Consider the following 20,356-nt stretch of genomic DNA (forward strand, 5'->3'; position numbering starts at 1 on the left):
GCCCCGTCAAACCCACTCCCGTCGCACGATGAACTTCGTGTACAGGTCGTGCTCGGGCGAACCCGGCTCGGGTTGCCACTGGTAGGACCAGGTGGCATGCGGCGGCATGGACAGCAGGATGGACTCGGTGCGCCCGCCCGACTGCAGGCCGAAGTGCGTGCCGCGGTCCCAGACCAGGTTGAACTCGACGTAGCGGCCGCGGCGATACAGCTGGAAGCTGCGCTCGCGCTCGCCCCAGGCCAGGCCCTGGCGGCGCTCGACGATGGGCAGGTAGGCGCCCAGGAAGGCGTCGCCCACCGACTGCAGCATCTCGAAGCTGCGCTCGGGGCCCAGCTCGGAGAAGTCGTCGAAGAAGATGCCGCCCACGCCGCGCTGCTCGTTGCGGTGCCTGAGGGTGAAGTAATCGTCGCACCACTGCTTGAAGCGCGGGTACTTGTCGTCGCCGAAGGCGGCGAGCGAGTCCTTGCAAGCCTGGTGGAAATGCCTCGCATCCTCCTCGAAGCCGTAGTAGGGCGTGAGGTCCATGCCGCCGCCGAACCAGCACACCGGCTCGCCGCCGCCGGCAGGCGTGGCGGAGATCATGCGCACGTTCATGTGGACGGTGGGCACGTAGGGATTGCGCGGATGGAACACCAGCGACACGCCCATGGCCTCGAACGGCGCGCCGGCCAGCTCGGGCCGGTGCTGCGTGGCGGAGGACGGCAGCTGCGGGCCGCGCACGTGCGAGAAGCCGCAGCCGGCGCGCTCGAACACGGCGCCGCCCTCGAGGATCTTGGTCAGGCCGTCGCCCTGCAGGCGCTCGCCAGCGGGCTTGCTCCAGGCATCGGCCAGGAAGCCGGCGCCGCCGTCGAGGGCCGCGATCGCATCGGTGATGCGCGCCTGCAGCCCCTGCAGGTAGTCGCGCACGGCGGCGGGCGTCGGTGCCGTCATCAGCGCGCGGCCCGGAAGCCGATGTCGGTGCGCCACTGCGCGCCGTCGAAGCGGATGCCCTGCACCACCTCGTAGGCGCGCTGCTGCGCCTTCTTCACCGAGTCGGCCAGCGCGGTGACGCACAGCACGCGGCCGCCTGAAGTGAGGACCTGGCCATCCGGGCCCTCCTGGCGGACCGTGCCGGCATGGAACACCATGGCGTCGGGCATCTCGGCCGGCAGGCCGGTGATGGCGTCGCCCTTGCGCGGGTTCATGGGGTAGCCGGCGGCGGCCATCACCACGCCCAGCGCGACGCGGCGGTCCCACTCCAGGTCGACCTGGTCCAGCGTGCCGGAGGTGGCCGCCATCATCACGTCGAACAGGTCGGACTTCAGCCGCATCATGATCGGCTGCGTCTCGGGGTCGCCCATGCGGCAGTTGAACTCCAGGGTCTTCACGTGGCCCTGCGCATCGATCATCAGGCCGGCGTAGAGGAAGCCGGTGTAGGGGATGCCGTCCTTCTCCATGCCCTTGATGGTGGGCAGGATCACCTCGCGCATGGCGCGGGCGTGGACATCGGGCGTGACCACCGGCGCGGGCGAGTAGGCGCCCATGCCGCCGGTGTTGGGGCCCTGGTCGGCGTCCAGCAGGCGCTTGTGGTCCTGGCTGGTGGCCAGGGCCGTCACGTTCTTGCCGTCGCACAGCACGATGAAGCTGGCTTCCTCGCCCTGCAGGAACTCCTCGATCACCACCCTCGCGCCGCCCTCGTTGTGGGTGACGCCGAGCTTGTTGTCCAGGAGCATGAAGTCGATGGCCTCATGGGCCTCGGCCAGCGTCATGGCCACGACCACACCCTTGCCCGCGGCCAGGCCGTCGGCCTTGATCACGATGGGCGCGCCCATGCGGTCCACGTAGGCGTGGGCCTGGGTGGCGTCGGAAAACGTGTCGTAGGCCGCGGTGGGAACGCCGTGGCGCTTCATGAAGGCCTTGGAGAAGGCCTTGGAGCTTTCCAGCTGCGCGGCCGCCTGGGTGGGGCCGAAGATGCGCAGGCCGGCGGCGCGGAAGATGTCCACCACGCCGGCGGCCAGGGGCGCCTCGGGGCCGACCACGGTCAGGGCCACCTTCTCCTGCAGCGCCCAGTCGCGCAGCTGCGCGGGGTCGGTGATGGCCAGGTTGACCAGGCGCGGGTCCAGCGCCGTGCCGCCGTTGCCCGGGGCCACGTAGACCTGGGACACCTTGGGGGACTGCGCCAGCTTCCAGGCCAGCGCGTGCTCGCGGCCGCCGCCGCCAATGACAAGGACCTTCATTCCGCGATCTCGGCGTTGTGGAACACGTCCTGGACATCGTCCAGGTCCTCGAGCATGTCGAGCAGCTTCTGCATCTTCTGGCCGTCCTCGCCGGCCAGCTCGATGGTGTTCTCCGGTCGCATGGTGACCTCGGCCACCTCGGGCTTGAGGCCGGCGGCCTCGAGCGCGTTCTTCACCGCCTCGAACTCGCCGGGCGCGGTGATGACCTCGATGGAGCCGTCGTCGCCCACGACCACGTCGTCGGCGCCGGCGTCCAGCGCCACTTCCATGACCTGGTCCTCGGAGGTGCCGGGGGCCAGCAGCAGCTGGCCGCAGTGCCTGAACTGGAAGGCCACCGAGCCTTCGGTGCCCATGTTGCCGCCGTACTTGCTGAAGATGTGGCGCACCTCGGCCACCGTGCGGACCTTGTTGTCCGTCATGGTGTCGACGATGATGGCCGCGCCGCCGATGCCGTAGCCCTCGTAGCGGATCTCCTCGTACTGCACGCCCTCGAGGTTGCCGGTGGCCTTGTCGATGTTGCGCTTGATGGTGTCCGCCGGCATGTTGGCGGCCTTGGCCTTGTCCACCGCCAGCCGCAGGCGCGGGTTGGCGTTCAGGTCACCGCCGCCCTGGCGGGCCGCCACCATGATCTCGCGGATCACCCGCGTCCAGATCTTGCCGCGCTTCTCGTCCTGGCGGCCCTTGCGGTGCTGAATGTTGGCCCATTTGCTATGTCCAGCCATGGGAATCGTCCTTGTTCGGTCTTGTACGGTACGCTTGCGCGAAAGACCGACATTCTACGTTTCGCCCCATGGCCCAACCCCTGCCCATCGCCCGCAACGCCCAGGCCGAATGCCACCTGCTGCCCGCCCTGGCCAATCGACACGGCCTGGTGACCGGCGCCACCGGCACCGGCAAGACCGTCACCCTGCAGGCGCTGGCCGAGGGCTTCTCGCGCATCGGCGTGCCGGTGTTCCTGGCCGACATCAAGGGCGACCTGACCGGCATCAGCCAGGCCGGCACCCTCTCGCCCAAGCTGGCCGAGGCGATCCGCGAGCGCGGCCTGCCCACCCCCGAGCCGATCGCCTGCCCCGCCACCCTGTGGGACGTGTTCGGCGAGCAGGGTCACCCGGTGCGCGCCACCGTCTCCGACCTCGGCCCCCTGCTGCTGGCCCGCATGCTGGACCTGAACGAGACCCAGGCCGGCGTCCTGAACATCGTGTTCCGCATCGCCGACGACCAGGGCCTGCTGCTGCTGGACCTGAAGGACCTGCGGGCCATGCTGCAGCACGTGGGCGACAACGCCAAGCAGTTCACCACCAGCTACGGCAACATCAGCGCCGCCAGCATCGGCGCCATCCAGCGCGGGCTGCTGCAGATCGAGTCTCAGGGCGGCGACCGCTTCTTCGGCGAGCCCATGCTGGACATCCACGACTTCCTGCAGACCGCCGATGGCGGCCGCGGCGTGGTCAACATCCTCGCCGCCGACAAGCTGCTCAACGCCCCGCGCCTGTACGCCACCTTCCTGCTGTGGCTGCTGTCCGAGCTGTTCGAGCAGCTGCCCGAGGTCGGCGACCTGGACAAGCCCAAGCTGGTGTTCTTCTTCGACGAGGCCCACCTGCTGTTCGACGACGCGCCCAAGGTGCTGGTCGAGCGCATCGAGCTGGTGGTGCGCCTGGTGCGGTCCAAGGGCGTCGGCGTCTACTTCGTGACCCAGAACCCGCTGGACATCCCCGACAGCGTACTGGCCCAGCTGGGCAACCGCGTGCAGCACGCCCTGCGCGCCTTCACCCCCCGCGACCAGAAGGCGGTGCGGGCCACGGCCGAGACCATGCGCCCCAAGGCCGGCCTGGACATCGAGGCCGCCATCACCGAGCTGGCCGTCGGCGAGGCCCTGGTCAGCCTGCTCGATGCCAAGGGCCGCCCCAGCGAGACCGAGCGGGCCTACGTGATCCCGCCGGGCAGCCAGATCGGCCCCATCACCCCGGCCCAGCGCCAGGCCCTCCTGGCCGGCTCGCTGGTGGCGGGGGTGTACGACCAGGCGGTGGACCGGGAGTCCGCGTACGAACGCCTCAAGGGGCGGGCCGCGCAGGCCGGCTCGGACACGCCCGCCGCCGGCGGCGGTACGCCGGCGGGCTCGACGGGCGCGCCCGGCGGAACGGGCGAGCCCGGCAGGGGCAGCGTCCTCAGCGACCTGCTCCTGGGCTCCACCGGCCCCCGCGGCGGCAAGCGCGAGGGCCTCGTCGAGATGATGGCCAAGTCCGCGGTGCGCACCATCGGCAGCAGCGTGGGCCGCGAGATCATCCGCGGCGTGCTGGGCGGCATTCTGGGCGGCAAGGGCCGCCGCTGAGCCCGCCACCGGCCCTGGCTTGACTTCGCGGCGGATCGGGAACAAGCTCATCAGAAAAAAGGATGAGCTTGTAGATCCAAGGAAGCAACCTTCTCCGCCGGAGGAGCCATGAGCCATGCCCACCGCCCGCACGACGCCCGGGGCCAGTTCGCCCGCCTGATCGCGGCGCTCGGCCGACGCATCGGCCAGCCCCTGCTGCCCGACGAAGGCTCGGTCGCCCTCGCCGACGCGCGTGACGCCCTGCAGCTCATGGTCGAGCTTTCCACCGAGGAGGACTGCATCCATGCGATCCGCCCCTTCATCGAGATCCCCGACGACGAAGCCGACGCCGGCCGCCTCGCCTGCGAGCTCCTTCGCGTGAACGCCGACCGCGACGCGCTGGGCCGCAGCCTGGTCTGCGCCTACACGCCTGGCCGCCTGTACTGCCTGGTCCAGCGGCTCGAGCTGGACCTCTCGCCTGCCGCCTTCGTGATGGCGATCGAGGAGCTCGCCGAGCTCGGGGACGCGCTGCGCGCCTCGCTGCTCGGTCGCGGGGACCCGGTGCCCCGCCCCGCCAACCTGCAGCTGCACCGCGCCTGAGGACCGCCCCATGGCCACCCGCATCCCGCCCCACGCCGTCGCCTCGCCGCCGCCGGCCTTGCCGCAAGCCCCGCAGGCCCACGCCTCGTCCGACCCGAACCCGCTCGAGGGCCTGCCGGCGCACTCCCCCATCGCCGGCCTGCGCCAGGCCGCGAGCCCCGCGCCGCGGCTGTCCAGCCAGGCGCCCACGACCGTGCTGCGCGCGATCCAAGGCGCCCAGCCGACCGGCCAGGCGCTGAGCGGCCGGCTGGTGCCGGCCGGCCACGTCGCACCCGCCCTGCGCCGCACCCGCATCGGCCCGGAGGACACCTCCTGAGCCGGCCCGAGCGAGTCCCGTCCGGCGACGCGGGCATGCCGCTTGCAAACGTCCCGGCAGGACCCGCGCTGCTAGATTGAACTGGACCGACCGCCATGCCCGCCGACGCCCCGACGCCCTCCCGCCACATCCGGCTCACGTCGCACGCCAGCGGCGACGGGGCCCTGCCGATCCACTGGAACGCGGAGTCGGCGGCGGCCCGCGGCCCGGTGGTGGGCACCACGACCCAGCGGGCCCAGCGCAACGTGATCGGCGCGCACAGCGGCTCCTATGGCGTCTACCGGGCCCTGGCGGTGGCCGCCGGCGCCCTCGCCCGCGACCACCGCGCGGACCTCACCAACACCGCCCCCACCCACGCGATCGGCCCCTACCCGCAGTGGTTCGAGGCGGGCCGCATCGTCAGCCTCGACCCCTGGGGCGCGACGGTCTCCGAGGTCTTCGCCGACCGCCTCGCCCAGGGCTACGACATCCGCCCCACCATCGCCATCACCCAGGCCCACGTGGTCCTGCCCGAGGTCATCGAGGCGCTGCACCAGGGCCGCCTGCGCGCCGACGGCCACCTGCTCACCGACAAGGGCGCGGCCCTGGTGACCAAGGCGGCGATCGAGCCGGTGTGGTGGCTGCCCGGCATCGCCCGGCGCTTCGGCTGCAGCGAGGCCGACCTGCGCCGCGTGCTGTTCGAGGAGACCGGGGGCATGTACCCCGAGCTGGTCACACGGCCCGACCTGGAGGTCTTCCTGCCCCCCATCGGCGGCCAGACCGTCTACATCTTCGGCAACCCGCGGGACCTGGCCGACCCCGGCGTCGAGCTCACCGCCCGCGTGCATGACGAGTGCAACGGCTCGGACGTCTTCGGCTCCGACATCTGCACCTGCCGCCCCTACCTGACCCACGCCATCGAGGAGTGCATCCGCGGCGCGCAACCGGTTGACGCGGGCGGTCGCGGCGGCGTGGGCCTGATCGCCTACGCTCGCAAGGAGGGCCGCGCGCTCGGCGAGGTCACCAAGTTCCTCGTCTACAACGCCCGCAAGCGCCAGGCCGGCGGCGACACCGCCGACCAGTACTTCGCCCGCACCGAGTGCGTGGCCGGCGTGCAGGACATGCGCTTCCAGGAGCTGATGCCCGACGTGCTGCACTGGCTCGGCGTGCGGCGCATCCACCGCCTGGTGTCCATGAGCCACATGAAGTACGACGCCATCACCGGCTCGGGCATCGAGGTCGGCGAGCGCGTCAACATCCCGGACGGCCTGGTGCCGGCCGACGCGCAGGTGGAGATCATGGCCAAGATGGCCTCGGGCTATTTCACCCCCGGCGAGGCGCCGGATGCCGAGGGACTTCGGCGCACGCGAGGAAGGGAGCTGGAATGAACGATGCGATGGCCTTCACCGACCCGCACGCGGAGGGCGCGATCGCCGCCGGCGTGCTGCGCACCACCCAGGCGGTGCGCGAACGCAGCGCGCAGCTGCTGGCGCGCGCGCGCCGGGGCGGCTCGGGCTGGTTCGAGGTCGACGACGCCGCGCTCGACGGCGCCGCCGCCCGCGTGGCCGGCACCACCCGCGAGCGGCACCCGCACCTGCGCGTGCCCCTGCACAGTCGATGGCGGCACTTCGAGGCTGGCGGCGTCGACCGCCGCCGCCAGCTCGAGGCCCTGCTCGCCGGGCAGACCGCCGTCACCCGCATCCACGCGATGATCGACCTCACCGTGACCAGCGTGCTGCTGGACGCCGGCGCCGGCGCCGACTGGAAGTACACCGAGACCGCGACCGGCCGGCAGTACACCCGCTCCGAGGGCCTGGCGGTGGCCAGCTTCCACGCCTTCTGCGCCGGCCTGTTCTCCAGTGACCGGGACCGCCCGCTGCAGGCCGACGCCCGCGGCCTGCGCGCGCTGGCCACCGACCACCTGGCCCAGGCCTTCCAGGTCACGCCCACCAACCCGCTGGTGGGCCTGGAGGGCCGTGCCATCCTGCTGCGGCGCCTGGGCGAGGTCATGACCGAGCAGCCCGAGGTCTTCGGCGAGGACGGCCGCCCCGGCGGGCTGTTCGACATGATCATCAGTCCCCTGGGCCCGGGCACGCCGCCGCCCACCGCCGATGTCCAGGCCCACGACATCCTCTCCCAGCTCCTCGCCGCGCTCTCTGGCATCTGGCCCGCGGACAACCGCATCGGCGGCGTGCCCCTGGGCGACTGCTGGCGCCACCCGGCGGTGCGCGGCGACGGCGCCACCGACGGCTGGGTGCCATTCCACAAGCTCTCGCAATGGCTCACGTACTCCCTGCTCGAGCCCTTCGAGTGGGGCGGGGTGAAGGTGCACGGGACCGACCGCCTCACCGGCCTGCCCGAGTACCGCAACGGCGGCCTGATGATCGACAGCGGCGTCCTGCGCCTTCGCAACCCGCTGGCCGCGGCCCAGACCTGGGCCCCGGGCGACGAGATCATCGTCGAATGGCGCGCGCTGACGGTGGCCCTGCTCGACGAGCTCGCGCCCCGGGTGCGCGAGCAGCTGAACACGGACGCCGCGCACCTGCCCCTGGGCCGCCTCCTGGAAGGCGGCACCTGGGCCGCCGGGCGCGAGCTGGCGCAGCAGCTTCGCGGCGGCCTGCCGCCCCTGCGCGTGGCCAGCGACGGCACGGTGTTTTAGATTCGGGGCTGGAACCCACCCCTGCAAGAAGAGGAAAACCGCCTTGAGCAACGTCCACGTCATCGACCACCCGCTGGTGCAGCACAAGCTCACCCTGATGCGAAAGAAGGAGGCATCGACCAACAGCTTCCGCCGCCTGCTGAATGAACTGGCGACCCTCATGACCTACGAGGTCATGCGCGACCTGCCGCTGCACGAGGTGGAGATCGAGACCCCGCTGGAGACCATGCAGGCCCGGATGATCGACGGCAAGAAGCTGGTCTTCGTCTCCATCCTGCGCGCCGGCACCGGCATCCTGGACGGCATGCTCAACGTGGTGCCCGGCGCGCGCGTGGGCCACATCGGCCTGTACCGCGACCCCAAGACGCTCACCGCCGTCGAGTACTACTTCAAGATGCCGCAGGAGATGGCCTCGCGCGACGTGGTGGTCGTCGACCCGATGCTGGCCACCGGCAACAGCGCCGTCGCCGCCATCGACCGCCTCAAGGAGCTCAAGCCGAAGTCGATCAAGTTCGTCTGCCTGCTCACCTGCCCCGAGGGCGTGAGGACGCTGCAGGCGGCCCACCCGGACGTGCCGATCTACACCGCCGCCATCGACCGCCAGCTCAATGACCACGGCTACATCCTGCCGGGCCTGGGCGACGCGGGCGACCGCATCTTCGGCACCAAGTAGGGCGCACCGCGCCGATGCTGGACCTCCTCGTCACCGGCGCCGCGCTGCCCGACGGCCGCACCGGCATGTCCGTCGCGGTGCGGGCAGGCCGCATCGTCGAGGTATCGCCGGGCTTGCAAGCTCCGGCCCGCGAGACCCTGGACGCCGAGGGCCAGCTGCTCTCCCCGCCCTTCGTCGACGCCCATTTCCACATGGACGCCACCCTGAGCTACGGCCAGCCGCGGGTGAATGCCAGCGGCACCCTGCTCGAAGGCATCGCCCTGTGGGGCGAGCTCAAGCCGACGCTGACCCAGGAGGCGCTGGTCGAGCGCGCGCTCGCCTACTGCGACTGGGCGGTGGCGCGCGGCCTGCTCGCGATCCGCAGCCACGTCGACACCTGCGACCCGTCACTGCGGGCGGTGGAGGCGCTGCTGGAGGTGAAGCGGCGCGTCGCGCCCTGGCTGGACCTGCAGCTGGTCGCCTTCCCCCAGGACGGCGCGCTGCGGTCTCCCGGCGCGCTGGACCACCTGCGCCGCGCCCTCGCGATGGGCGTGGACGTGGTGGGCGGCATCCCGCACTTCGAGCGCACCCAGGCCGAAGGCGCCGAGAGCGTGCGGCGGCTGTGCGAGATCGCGGCCGACCAGGGCAAGCTGGTGGACATGCACTGCGACGAGTCGGACGACCCGCTCTCGCGCCATGTGGAGACCCTGGCCTGCGAGACGCAGCGACTGGGCCTGCACGGGCGGGTGACGGCCTCGCACCTCACGTCCATGCACTCCATGGACAGCTATTACGTCTCCAAGCTGATTCCGCTGATGGCGGAGGCGCGGCTGGGCGTGGTGGCGAACCCCTTGATCAACATCACCCTGCAGGGCCGGCACGACACCTACCCGAAGCGCCGCGGCATGACCCGCGTGCCCGAGCTGATGGCCGCCGGACTCACCGTGGCCTTCGGCCACGACTGCGTGATGGACCCCTGGTACGCGCTGGGCTCGGCCGACCTCCTGGAGGCCGCCCACATGGGCCTGCACGTGGCCCAGATGACGAGCCAGGCGGGCATGCGCCAGTGCTTCGAGGCGGTGACCACCCACCCGGCGCGGCTGCTGCACCTCGAGGGCTACGGCCTGGCGCCCGGCTGCCACGCCGACTTCGTGCTGCTGCAGGCGCGCGACCCGGTGGAGGCGATCCGCCTGCGCGCCACGCGCCTGAAGGTGTTCAGGCGCGGCCGCCTGGTCGCCGAGACGGCGCCGGCCACCGCGCGCCTGCACCTGCCCGGCCGCCCGGGCAGCACCTCGTTCCAGCCCTGAGTCAGCGCCCCGGGCCGGCCCGGGTCACTTCTTCGGCTTCTGGTTCTGGATCCAGTTGGCCAGCTGGCGGGCCTCGGCCTCGCTGACCTGCGGGCGCTCGGCGTCATTGGGCATCTTGGCCACGCCCCAGTGCGGGCCGCCGGCGGCCTCGCTGCCCATGCGGATGGTCTTCACCATGGTCCGCACCGCGTCCTTGTTGCCTTTCCACTTGGCCGCGATCTTCTCGAACGAGGGACCCGCCGCGTCCTTCTGCACGTCATGGCATCCCATGCACTGCTTCTCGCGGGCCAGCTTCTCGCCGAGGGGCATCTTGTCCGCCGCCAGGGCGGGGAGTGCCGCCGCCAGCGCGACGACCATCAGGGCTGCTTGCTTGTGCATCCGTTCTCTCCTTCTTGTCCTTGTTGCCTCGGCGACATGCCGATGCAACGGTAGTGGCTGGCCCCGCGCTTGGCAACCGCCGGGGTTGATCCCGATCAAGCCGCGCGCACCTGCGTTGCGCGCGCACGGCATCGGTGCATGCGCGCAGCCGCCTTCCGCCGGGGCGCCACAACGGTGCGCGCCCGGCCCGGGAATGGCCTCGGCGGAGTGCGCATGCGCTGGCACGCGGCTTGCAAACATGCAGGGCACAGACAACACGGCGCATGACGAAGTGCGCCGCCGGGCCCACACCGCCGTGGGCCGCCTGCCCCGGCTCTCCCGTCCCTGCAGCCGCCGGGGCCGTGCCTGCCCGCAGGCGCGCCTCTCCCATCCCTCGCACCAAGGAAGATCATGAAGATCGTCGTCATCGGCCATGGCATGGTCGGCCACAAGTTCCTCGAAAGCCTCGTCGAAGCGGGCCTGCCCGGCGCGCAGGTCACCGTGCTGTGCGAGGAGCCGCGCCCGGCCTACGACCGCGTGCACCTGTCCGAGTTCTTCGCCGGCAAGACCGCCGCCGACCTGTCCCTGGTGGCGCCCGGCTTCTTCGAGCGCGAGGGCCTGCTGCTGCGACTGGACACCCGCGCCACCGCGATCGACCGCGCCGCCCGGACCGTCACCACCGCCTCCGGCGAGGTTCTCCCCTACGACAAGCTGGTGATCGCCACCGGCTCCTACCCCTTCGTGCCGCCGGTGCCGGGCAAGGACCGCGCGGACTGCTTCGTCTACCGCACCATCGAGGACCTCGAAGCCATGACCGAGTGCGGCGCGCGATCGAAGAGCGGCGTCGTCATCGGCGGCGGCCTGCTGGGCCTGGAGTGCGCCAAGGCCCTGCGTGACATGAAGCTGGACACGCATGTCGTCGAGTTCGCGCCGCGCCTGATGGCGGTGCAGGTCGACGAGGCCGGCGGCGCCATGCTTCGCCGCAAGATCGAGGACCTCGGCGTGGGCGTGCACCTGTCGAAGAACACGCTGGAGATCACCGCGGGCGAGCAGGCCCGCCACCGCCTGGTGTTCGCCGACGGCACGCACCTGGAGGCCGACATGGTGGTGTTCTCCGCCGGCATCCGCCCGCGCGACGAGCTGGCGCGCAGCGCCGGCCTCGCCGTGGGGCCGCGCGGCGGCATCGTCATCGACGACCAGTGCCGCACCAGCGACCCCGACATCCACGCCATCGGCGAGTGCGCGCTGTGGAACGGCCAGGTCTTCGGCCTGGTCGCCCCCGGCTACGACATGGCCCGCACCACCGCCCGCCACCTGGCCGGCCAGGCCGGTGGATTCCAGGGCGCCGACATGAGCACCAAGCTCAAGCTGATGGGGGTCGACGTGGCCTCCATCGGCGACGCCATGGGCAAGGCCGCCGGCGCGCGCAGCTACCAGTACACCGACGAGCGCAAGCAGGTGTACAAGAAGATCGTCACCTCGGAGGACGGCAAGCAGCTCCTCGGCGCGGTGCTGGTGGGTGACGCCGCCGAGTACGGCACCCTGCTGCAGCTGGTGCTCAATGGCATCGCGCTGCCCGAGGACCCCGAGTTCCTGATCCTGCCTTCCAGCGACGGCAAGGCCCGGCCCGGCCTGGGCGCCGACGCCCTGCCCGCCTCCGCGCAGATCTGCTCGTGCAACAGCGTCTCCAAGGGCGCGATCTGCGACGCGGTCGCCGGCGGCGCCTGCGACATCGCCTCCCTCAAGGCCTGCACCAAGGCCGGCGCCACCTGCGGCGGCTGCGTGCCCCTGGCCACCCAGGTGATGAAGGCCGAGATGAAGAAGCGCGGCATGGCGGTGAACAACCACCTGTGCGAGCACTTCCCGTTCTCGCGCCAGGAGCTGTTCCACATCATCAAGGTGGAGGGCATCCGCACCTTCGAGGCGCTGCTCGCCCGCCATGGCAAAGGCCTGGGCTGCGCGGTGTGCAAGCCGGTGGCGGCCAGCATCTTCGCCTCGGTGTTCAACGAGTTCATCCTGAACAAGGCGCATGCCGGCCTGCAGGACTCCAACGACTACTTCCTGGGCAACATCCAGAAGGACGGCACCTACTCCGTCGTGCCCCGCATGCCCGCCGGCGAGGTCACGCCCGACGGCCTGATGGCGGTGGCCCGGGTCGCCAAGAAGTACGGCCTGTACACCAAGATCACCGGCGGCCAGCGGGTGGACCTGTTCGGCGCCCGCGTCGAGCAGCTGCCCGCCATCTGGGAAGAACTCATCGCCGCGGGCTTCGAGTCCGGCCACGCCTACGGCAAGTCCCTGCGCACGGTGAAGTCCTGCGTGGGCAGCACCTGGTGCCGCTACGGCGTGGGCGACAGCGTCGGCCTCGCGGTCGAACTGGAGAACCGCTACAAGGGCCTGCGCGCGCCGCACAAGATCAAGTTCGGCGTCTCCGGCTGCACCCGCGAGTGCGCCGAGGCCCAGGGCAAGGACGTGGGCGTCATCGCCACCGAGAAGGGCTGGAACCTCTACGTCTGCGGCAACGGCGGCATGAAGCCCCGCCACGCCGAGCTGCTCGCCAGCGACCTGTCCAAGGCCGACCTGGTTCGCCTGATCGATCGCTTCCTCATGTTCTACGTGCGCACCGCCGACCGGCTGCAGCGCACCAGCACCTGGCGCGAGAACCTGGAGGGCGGCCTGGACTACCTGAAGTCCGTGGTGCTCGACGACCACCTGGGCATCGCCGCCGAACTCGAGGCCGAGATGCAGCACGTGGTCGACACCTACGCCTGCGAGTGGAAGGAGGCGGTGACCCACCCCGAGACCCGCAAGCGCTTCCGCCAGTTCGTCAACAGCGACCAGGCCGACGCCAACGTCGTCTTCGTGCAGGAGCGCGGCCAGATCCGCCCCGCCACGCCCGAGGAACGCGTCGAAGCCCAGCCCGCCTGAGCGGCCGCCACGCACCACGGCCCGACCCCGAGGAGAACGCCATGAGCCCCACCCAGCCCCGCACCCCCGCCTGGACGCCCGTCTGCGACGTCGACGACATCCTTCCCAACACCGGCGTCTGCGCCCTGGTGGGCGGCCGCCACGTCGCCGTGTTCCGCGTGGCCGCCAACGACGAGCCGCGCCTGTACGCCATCGACAACCTCGACCCCAACGCCCGGGCCAGCGTGCTCTCGCGCGGGCTGGTGGGCTGCCAGGGCGGGCGCGTCGTCGTCGCCTCGCCGATCTACAAGCACCACTTCTGCCTGAGCACCGGCGAATGCCTGGAGGCGCCCGAGCACTCGGTGAGCGCCTACCCGGTGCGCGTGGAGGCCGGCCGCGTGCTGGTCGCCGCCTGACGCACGGCCCCTGACTTGCCTCCCGACCCCCGCAACACCCTGGAGAACATCGCCCGCCGCCGGAGGCACGGCCTGCGCCGAGCCCCCGGTGCTGCAGGGGGAGGCCGAGCCGGTCTCGCCGGGGGCGCTTGCGTGCCGGAGGCTCACCGGCGGCCTGCGCGAGCTCTCGTACGCGCCGATGCAGGCCGTGCGCCGGGACCTGCCGGCCTGGCCGCGGCGCTGATCGCTTCGCGGGTCCTGCGCTGAGCGCGGGGCCACCGCGCGGTGGCTCAGTACCGCCAGTACAGCGCCAGCGCGTTGTCGCCGAGGGCTGCCTGCGCCACCTCGGGCGGCACCCAGTCGTGCAGCGCCGCGAACAGCGCGGGGTAGTCGGCGCAGGTCTCGTGGTTGGTGCAGGGCCAGTCGCTGCCCCACACCAAGGCCCGGGGGCCGAGCTCGCCCACCCACAGGCGGGCCAGCGCCGCCGGGTCCAGCCCGCCCAGGCGGTAGGCGCCACTGAGCTTCACATGCACCGCGGCCCCGCGGGACCGCGCCGCCAGGGCCTGCACGCTCGCGTCCGCCGCCGCCACCCCGGCCGGCTTGGCCATGTGGTCCACCACCACCGGCAGCGCCTGCGGCAGGCGGGCCAGCGCCGCGGGCAGGCCGCCCCGGTCGGTGTGCAGCTGCACGTGCCAGCCGAGGGCGAGCAGCGCGTCCCACACCGGCGAGGCCCCGGCCCAGGCCTCGATGTCGCCCGCGCGGCCCGCGAGGTTCAGGCGGATGCCGCGCACGCCGGCGGCGTCCATGGCGCGCAGGTCCTCCAGGCGCGCGCCGGGCGCGACCACGGCGATGCCGCGCAGGGCCTGCGGGTTCGCGCGCAGCGCCTGCAGCAGCAGCGTGTTGTCCGTGCCCAGGAAGCTGGTCTGCACCAGCACGCCGCGCGACACCCCGGCCGCCTGCGCCGCGCGCTGCCATCCCGCCAGCGGGGCGTCGTACGCCGGCACGTAGCGCGCGCCGGGCTCGCCCACGCCGGCCGCGAAGACGTGGAAATGACTGTCGACGAATGTTTTTGACGGCGGCGGGTGCATGGCGTACATTCTAGTCCTCTAGATGACCAAATGATCACAGGAATCAACGCCCCCACCCCGCAAGCCCCCGCCGGCCAGAGCCGCTACGGGTGGCTCGCCGCCGCCCTGCGCGCGCGCATCGTGCAGGGCGAGTGGGCGCCGGGCGAGGCGATCCCGCCGGAGGCCGCCCTGGCGCCCGCCTACGGCGTGGCGCTGGGCACCATCCGCCAGGCCATCGCCCTGCTCGTGGCCGACGGCCTGCTGGAGCGCCGCCAGGGCCGCGGCACCTTCGTGAAGGCCGGCCTCGGCGGCGCCTCGATGATGCGGTTCTTCCGCTTCCGCCATGGCGGCGAGCTGCAGGCCACGCCGCGCTCGCGCATCCTGTCGGCCCGCACCCGCCTGGCCGACGCGCAGGAGGCCGGTCCCCTCGGCCTGCCCGAGGGCGCCGGCGTGCTCGCCCTGGAGCGCCTGCGCAGCATCGTCGACCGGCCCTGCCTGCTCGAAAGCATCACCCTGCCGCTGCCGCTGTTCCAGCCCCTGGCCGACTCCGACCCGCACGCGTGGGGCGACCTGCTCTACCCCCTGTACCAGCGCGCCTGCGGCGTGACCATCCACCATGCCGAGGACCACCTGGCCTTCGACCGCCTCAGCGCCGGCCAGGCCCGCCACCTGCAGCTGGAGAAGGGCCACCCCTGCGCCCGCGTGCAGCGGCGGGCCTTCGACCTCGCCGGCCGCTGCGTCGAGCTGCGCACCACCCGCGGCGACGCCTTCGCCTTCGAATACACCGCGCAGGTGCGCTGACCCGCGGCACCACCGCCCCTGACCGACCGCTTCCCCCTGGAGACCCCCGTGACACGAACCTTCCGCCTCCCGATCGCCCGCCGCGACCTGCTCGGGGCCGCTGCCGGCGCGCTGCTCGCCGCGGTGCCGGCCTTCGCCCAGGCCCAGGCCCAGGCCCAGGCCCAGGCCCAGGCCCAGGCCCAGGCCCAGGCCCAGGCCCAGGCCCAGGCCCCGGCCTGGCCGACCCGCCCGGTCACCCTGGTCGTGACCTACCCGCCGGGCGGAGGCGCGGACGCCATGGCGCGCCTGATCGCGCCGCGCCTGGGCGAGGCGCTGGGGCAGAGCGTGGTGGTGGAAAACCGCCCGGGCGCCGGCGGCCAGATCGGCGCCGCGCATGTGGCCAAGTCCGCCCCCGACGGCTACACCCTGATGCTGGATGCCTCGTCCTTCGCGGTGAACCCGGCGCTCTACCCGCGCCTGCCCTATGACACCGCCAAGGCCTTCCGCCCGATCGGCCTGATCGCGCTGTTCCCGAACGTGGTCCTGGTCAACGCGAATTTCCCGGCCCGCAGCATCGCCGAACTCACCGCCGCCGCCCGCGCCCGCAAGGACGCCGTGGCCTACGCCTCCTCCGGCAACGGCTCCGCCCAGCACCTGGCCGGCGCGCTGTTCGAGTCGGCGGCCAAGGTGGACATGGCCCATATCCCGTACAAGGGCGGCGGCCCGGCCCTGAACGACGTGATCGGCGGCCAGGTGCCCCTGTTCTTCGGCAACCTCGCCTCCACCCTGCAGCACGTGCAATCGGGCAAGCTGCGCGCGCTGGCCGTGACCGCGCCGAAGCGCGCCTCCATGCTGCCCGACGTGCCGACGCTGGCCGAGGCCGGCGTGCCCGGCGCCGAGATCCATGAGTGGAACGCGGTCTTCGCCCCGGCCGGCACGCCGGACGCCATCATCGACAAGGCGTCCGCTGGGCTGCTCAAGGCGCTGGACGCTCCCGAGGTCCGCAGCCGCATCGCGCAACTGGGCGGCGACCAGCAGAAGGCATCGCCCGAACAGGCGCAGCAGTTCATCCGCCAGCAGATGAACCTCTGGGCCCGCATCGTCAAGGAACGCAACATCACCGTGGAATGACATCATGAACGTGCTCGACACCTCCCCCGCCCCCCTCGCCCTACACGACGCCCCCGCGACCCGCCGCCAGTGGCTGGCCCGGGCCGCCGCCGGCGGCCTCGCCCTGTCGTCCCCGCTGCTCGCCCGCGCCAGTGACGCCTGGCCCTCCAAGCCGCTGCGCCTGGTCGTCCCCTTCGCACCGGGCGGCAGCTCCGAGATCGTGGCCCGCGCCATCGCCGGCGAGATGGCCAAGACCATCGGCCAGAACGTCTTCGTGGACAACAAGCCCGGCGCCGCCGGCAACATCGCCATGCAGGAAGTGGCGAACTCCACCGACGACCACACCCTGATCCTGGGCCACATCGGCACGCTGGCGGTCAACCCGTACATCTTCCCCAAGCTGCCCTACGACGCGAACAAGGACTTCGCGCCGATCACCCTGATCTCCAAGGTCCCGAGCCTGTACGTGGTCCACCCCGACCTGCCGGTGAAGAACCTCAAGGAGTTCATCGCCTACGCCAAGTCGAAGCCTGGCCAGCTCAATTACGGCTCCGCCGGCAACGGCAGCGCCGGCCACCTGGCCTTCGAGTACCTGAAGTTCGTCACCGAGACCTTCGTGGTCCACGTGCCTTACCGCGGCACCGGCCCGATGCTCACGGACCTCATGGCGGGCCGCCTGCAGGCCGCCTCGGTCGGCGCGCCGGCGCTGCTGCAATTCATCAAGACCGGCAAGCTGCGCTGCATCGCCACCGGCACCAGCACGCGCCTGCCCCAGCTGCCCGACGTACCCACCGTCGCCGAGCAGGGCTTCAAGGGCTTCGAGATGACCCAGTGGTACGGCCTGATGGCGCCGAGCAAGTGGCCCAAGGCCCACCTCGACAAGCTCGAGGCCGAGGCGATCAAGGCGGCGCGCGGCAAGATCGTCGCCGAGAAGCTGAGCCAGGAGACGGCGCTGGCCGTGGGCAACACCCGCGCCGAGTTCGAGGCCTTCATCCGCGCCGAGCAGGCCCGCTGGAAGCCGGTGATCACCCGCGCGCAGATCCGCCCCGAAGGGGCCTGACGCCAGGAGGTCGCTGCGGGGCGGTGCTCGGGCCGCTGGCCCGAGCGCGCGCCGCGCTCTCTGCGCGCTCTGCGCTCTCTGCGCCGCCCGCGCCTCAGGCGCGCAGCAGCCGAGGCAGCGCCGGCCTGCCGCCCAGGCGCGGGAACAGGACCTTCGCGGCACGCGCCGGGTCGAGCTCGAAGCTCTCCGCCGCCAGCGCGGCGATGAAGGCATCCAGGCCCAGCGTGGGCCGCAGGTCGCGCCCCTCGTGCAGGGCGCCCGGCGCGAGGCCGGGCCAGTCGGCGATCACCCGCCCGCCCTGCACCGCCCCGCCCGCCAGCATCGCCGCCGCGCCGGTGCCGTGATCGGTGCCACCGGTGCCATTGGCCGCGGCGGTGCGGCCGAACTCGGTGGCCACCAGCACCACGGTCTGCGACCACGCCGCAGCCAGGCCCTCGCGCAGGGCCAGGAGCAAGGCGTCGAGCGATCGCAGCGTCCCGGCCAGCCGGGGCAACTGGGCGCTGTGCGTGTCCCAGCCCCCGGTCTCGATCATCGCGATGCGCGGGCCCTGCGGCCGGGCCAGGAAGCCCGCAGCCAGGCGGCCCAGCGTGGCCGGGTCCTGCTGGCGCGCGCGCTCCATGCCCGAGGCCATGCCGCGCGCCTGCATCGCCGCGGACCACAGCGCATGCAGCTGCGGGTCATCCTCGTAAAGGTGCGCCACCCGCGCCGCCAGGTCCTCGCGGGCCTGCGGCAGCGCCGAGGGCGCGTACGACACCACCGGCGCGGCGCCGCGCAGGGCCATGGGCACGGTGGGCGCGAGCGCCACCGCCTCGCCGCGCGCGCGGGGCAGCAGGCCCACCAGCCGATTGAGCCAGCCATCCCGCAGCTCGTGGGGCGCGTGGCCGCCGGTCTCCAGCACGTTCTGCCCGTCGAAGTGCGAGCGGTCGCGGTACGGCGAGGCCACCGCGTGGACGAACAGCGCCTCGCCCTGGGTGTACAGGCGGTGCCACTCGGCCAGTGACGGGTGCAGGCCGAAGAAGCCGTCCAGGCGTGTCGCCGCGGTGTCCACCGCCAGCCCGCCGCGCAGGCCCGCGAGCGCCGGATCGCCCTCGGGCACGACGATGGACAGGCCGTCGGCCGCCCCGCGCTGGAGGATGAAGACGAAGCGCCGCTCGGTGGCTGCCTCGGCCAGGGCCAGGCGCGGGGCCGCCAGCCAGAACGCACCGGCGGCCAGGGCCTGGCGCCGCGTGATGGAAGCCGTCATCGCGCTCACCTCCTCATGAACTCGGGAGACACCAGCAGCAGCGCCAGGGCGTCCGCGCCGGTTTCGGCACGGGCGATGGCCTGGCGGGTCGCTTCGCCCGGGCCGCCCGGCAGCACCTGGGGCGCCAGCCCCCGCGCGTCCACGCCTGGCGGGGCCTGGGCCGTGAGGCGTTGCGCCGTCTCGACCCGCCGCACCAGCGCATCGGGCGCGGCCCAGGCGCTGGCGACGTCGTCCCAGCCGGCCGGTGACCCCGGGCGCCACACCGGCTGCCCGAGCTGCGCCAGAAGCCCTGCCACCTGCGGGCCGGTCAGCTCGCGCCGGCCGAGCGCGCGCAACGCCGACACCGACCAGTCCCAGGGCGTCTTGAATTTCACCGGGCCGGGCTCCCAGGCCTCAGGCGAGTCCACCAGCGCCGCGTACACGGCGTGCAGGTCACCCTCGCTGCGCAGGAAGGCGGCGGCGAGCCGGTCGACCACCGCCGGCGGCGGCACGTCAGCCACGAAGTGCCGGGCCAGCTTGAAGGCGATGTGGCGCGCGGTGGCCGGCGCACGCGCCAGGTCCCGCAGGATGTCCAGCGACTGCGCCTCGCCCTGCGCCGCGTAGCGCCGCCCCAGGACCACGCGCGTGCCGGGCTCGTGCAGTTCCGGGCGGAAGCGGAAACCGCTGCCGCCCTCCGCGCCGTCGAGGCCCCAGCCGGTGAGCGCACGGGCGAACTCGGTGACATCGTCCTGCGTGTAGCCATGGCGCACGCCCAGGGTATGCAGCTCGAGGACCTCGCGCGCCAGGTTCTCGTTCAGGCCGCGGCGCGATGCGGGATCGCGCCGCGCCGCCCCCAGGGCCGCCACGCTCAGGGGCCCGATGGACTGCGGCTGGTCGAGGAACAGCAGCATCGCAGGGTGCCGGGTGGCGGCCGCCAGCAGGTCCTCGAAGCGCCCCAGCACGTGCGGGCGGATCGCGTCGGCCTCGAACGCGCCGGCCAGGCCCACCACCGCCACCTTGTCGGTGGACACCGCGAAGTGGTTGGCCCAGAAGTGGACCAATCGCTCCACGAAAGGCGCCGGCGTGGCCAGGGCCGACTGCATGCGCGCGGCCATGCAGGCCAGCAGCCGCTCGCGCGCCTCGCGGCGCTGGCTCTCCTGGGCGGCGGCGCGCGCCACCGGCTCGAGCTGCCGCGCCGCCTGCTGCTCGCGGACCATCCGCGCCACCAGGGTCGGCGTGCGCTCCTGCTCGCCCCAGCGCCCGGGCAGGGCCTCGAAGCGATCCAGCTGCCGGAGCAGCCCGTCGCGCGCGTCGGCGGGCAGCGGCTCCCCGGGCACGGCGCCGAGCCCGAAGCGGTTGGTGGCGATGGCCGTGGGGTTCATGTGCGCCGCGCGTAGGCCCGGACATGAAAAACCGCCCCG

19 protein-coding genes are annotated in these 20,356 nt (G+C 72.6%); 12 read left to right on the top strand and 7 right to left on the bottom strand.

The genetic code is table 11. From position 1 onward, the window contains the following. Positions 1-6: 6 nt before the first annotated feature. Genes hemF through ACT80S_RS07255 form a run of 3 tightly spaced genes read right to left on the bottom strand, consistent with a single transcriptional unit; the run spans position 7 to position 2,938 of the window. Positions 7-930, bottom strand: a complete 924-nt coding sequence (hemF, locus tag ACT80S_RS07245) for an oxygen-dependent coproporphyrinogen oxidase (RefSeq protein WP_377414449.1) — start codon at positions 928-930, stop codon at positions 7-9. Continuing rightward, positions 930-2,216 carry a phosphoribosylamine--glycine ligase gene (gene purD, locus ACT80S_RS07250; protein WP_377414452.1) on the bottom strand — a complete coding sequence of 429 codons (1,287 nt, stop codon included), beginning with the start codon at positions 2,214-2,216 and terminating at the stop codon, positions 930-932. Before purD ends, hemF begins: the two co-directional genes overlap by 1 nt. After that, on the bottom strand, positions 2,213-2,938 hold the full coding sequence (locus ACT80S_RS07255) for a YebC/PmpR family DNA-binding transcriptional regulator (RefSeq protein ID WP_377414454.1): 726 nt from the start codon (positions 2,936-2,938) through the stop codon (positions 2,213-2,215). The genes purD and ACT80S_RS07255 overlap by 4 nt, the downstream gene beginning before the upstream one ends. A gap of 68 nt (positions 2,939-3,006) precedes the next feature. On the opposite strand from ACT80S_RS07255, the gene ACT80S_RS07260 reads away from it, so the two are divergent. The 7 genes from ACT80S_RS07260 to ACT80S_RS07290 all read left to right on the top strand — a co-directional run bounded on the left by ACT80S_RS07260 (position 3,007) and on the right by ACT80S_RS07290 (position 10,037). Continuing rightward, complete coding sequence (locus ACT80S_RS07260) at positions 3,007-4,545, top strand: helicase HerA-like domain-containing protein (RefSeq protein WP_377414457.1); 1,539 nt, start codon at positions 3,007-3,009, stop codon at positions 4,543-4,545. 108 nt (positions 4,546-4,653) lie between these two features. Continuing rightward, on the top strand, positions 4,654-5,124 hold the full coding sequence (locus tag ACT80S_RS07265; RefSeq protein ID WP_377414460.1) for a hypothetical protein: 471 nt from the start codon (positions 4,654-4,656) through the stop codon (positions 5,122-5,124). A 10-nt stretch (positions 5,125-5,134) separates the two neighbouring features. Next, positions 5,135-5,440 (top strand): hypothetical protein, encoded by a 306-nt coding sequence (locus ACT80S_RS07270; protein ID WP_377414462.1) that lies wholly within the window; start codon positions 5,135-5,137, stop codon positions 5,438-5,440. 95 nt (positions 5,441-5,535) lie between these two features. Then, positions 5,536-6,807 carry a GTP cyclohydrolase II gene (locus ACT80S_RS07275; protein ID WP_377414464.1) on the top strand — a complete coding sequence of 424 codons (1,272 nt, stop codon included), beginning with the start codon at positions 5,536-5,538 and terminating at the stop codon, positions 6,805-6,807. Beyond that, entirely contained in the window at positions 6,804-8,078 is a 1,275-nt protein-coding gene (locus ACT80S_RS07280) for a URC4/urg3 family protein (RefSeq protein WP_377414466.1), read from the top strand. The genes ACT80S_RS07275 and ACT80S_RS07280 overlap by 4 nt, the downstream gene beginning before the upstream one ends. Before the next feature lie 43 nt (positions 8,079-8,121). Beyond that, positions 8,122-8,751: a uracil phosphoribosyltransferase gene (gene upp / locus ACT80S_RS07285; RefSeq protein ID WP_377414469.1), complete on the top strand. Its 630-nt coding sequence runs from the start codon at positions 8,122-8,124 to the stop codon at positions 8,749-8,751. Positions 8,752-8,765: 14 nt separating this feature from the next. Next, positions 8,766-10,037: an amidohydrolase family protein gene (locus ACT80S_RS07290; protein ID WP_377414471.1), complete on the top strand. Its 1,272-nt coding sequence runs from the start codon at positions 8,766-8,768 to the stop codon at positions 10,035-10,037. Positions 10,038-10,061: 24 nt separating this feature from the next. On the opposite strand, the gene ACT80S_RS07295 is transcribed toward ACT80S_RS07290, so the two are convergent. After that, the gene (locus tag ACT80S_RS07295) at positions 10,062-10,415 is read right to left on the bottom strand and encodes a c-type cytochrome (protein ID WP_377414473.1); all 354 of its coding nucleotides are present in this window, start codon (positions 10,413-10,415) and stop codon (positions 10,062-10,064) included. A gap of 390 nt (positions 10,416-10,805) precedes the next feature. On the opposite strand from ACT80S_RS07295, the gene nirB reads away from it, so the two are divergent. Next, positions 10,806-13,322: a nitrite reductase large subunit NirB gene (nirB, locus tag ACT80S_RS07300; protein ID WP_377414475.1), complete on the top strand. Its 2,517-nt coding sequence runs from the start codon at positions 10,806-10,808 to the stop codon at positions 13,320-13,322. 41 nt (positions 13,323-13,363) lie between these two features. After that, positions 13,364-13,717 carry a nitrite reductase small subunit NirD gene (gene nirD / locus ACT80S_RS07305; protein WP_377414478.1) on the top strand — a complete coding sequence of 118 codons (354 nt, stop codon included), beginning with the start codon at positions 13,364-13,366 and terminating at the stop codon, positions 13,715-13,717. Between the two features lie 269 nt (positions 13,718-13,986). Here the strand turns inward: nirD and ACT80S_RS07310 are convergent, their stop codons facing one another. Further along, the gene (locus ACT80S_RS07310) at positions 13,987-14,784 is read right to left on the bottom strand and encodes an amidohydrolase family protein (protein WP_377414480.1); all 798 of its coding nucleotides are present in this window, start codon (positions 14,782-14,784) and stop codon (positions 13,987-13,989) included. Between the two features lie 30 nt (positions 14,785-14,814). Here ACT80S_RS07310 and ACT80S_RS07315 point away from each other — a divergent pair, with 30 nt between their 5' ends. The 3 genes from ACT80S_RS07315 (at position 14,815) to ACT80S_RS07325 (ending at position 17,713) form a co-directional block, all read left to right on the top strand. After that, positions 14,815-15,564 carry a GntR family transcriptional regulator gene (locus ACT80S_RS07315; protein WP_377414483.1) on the top strand — a complete coding sequence of 250 codons (750 nt, stop codon included), beginning with the start codon at positions 14,815-14,817 and terminating at the stop codon, positions 15,562-15,564. Positions 15,565-15,687: 123 nt separating this feature from the next. Next, on the top strand, positions 15,688-16,674 hold the full coding sequence (locus ACT80S_RS07320) for a tripartite tricarboxylate transporter substrate binding protein (protein WP_377414559.1): 987 nt from the start codon (positions 15,688-15,690) through the stop codon (positions 16,672-16,674). 4 nt (positions 16,675-16,678) lie between these two features. Beyond that, positions 16,679-17,713 (top strand): Bug family tripartite tricarboxylate transporter substrate binding protein, encoded by a 1,035-nt coding sequence (locus ACT80S_RS07325; protein ID WP_377414485.1) that lies wholly within the window; start codon positions 16,679-16,681, stop codon positions 17,711-17,713. 94 nt (positions 17,714-17,807) lie between these two features. On the opposite strand, the gene ACT80S_RS07330 is transcribed toward ACT80S_RS07325, so the two are convergent. Next, positions 17,808-18,956 (bottom strand): DUF1501 domain-containing protein, encoded by a 1,149-nt coding sequence (locus ACT80S_RS07330; protein WP_377414488.1) that lies wholly within the window; start codon positions 18,954-18,956, stop codon positions 17,808-17,810. A gap of 5 nt (positions 18,957-18,961) precedes the next feature. Then, on the bottom strand, positions 18,962-20,317 hold the full coding sequence (locus tag ACT80S_RS07335; protein ID WP_377414491.1) for a DUF1800 domain-containing protein: 1,356 nt from the start codon (positions 20,315-20,317) through the stop codon (positions 18,962-18,964). Between the last annotated feature and the right edge of the window lie 39 nt (positions 20,318-20,356).

The organism is Ramlibacter sp. MAHUQ-53 (assembly GCF_052600055.1).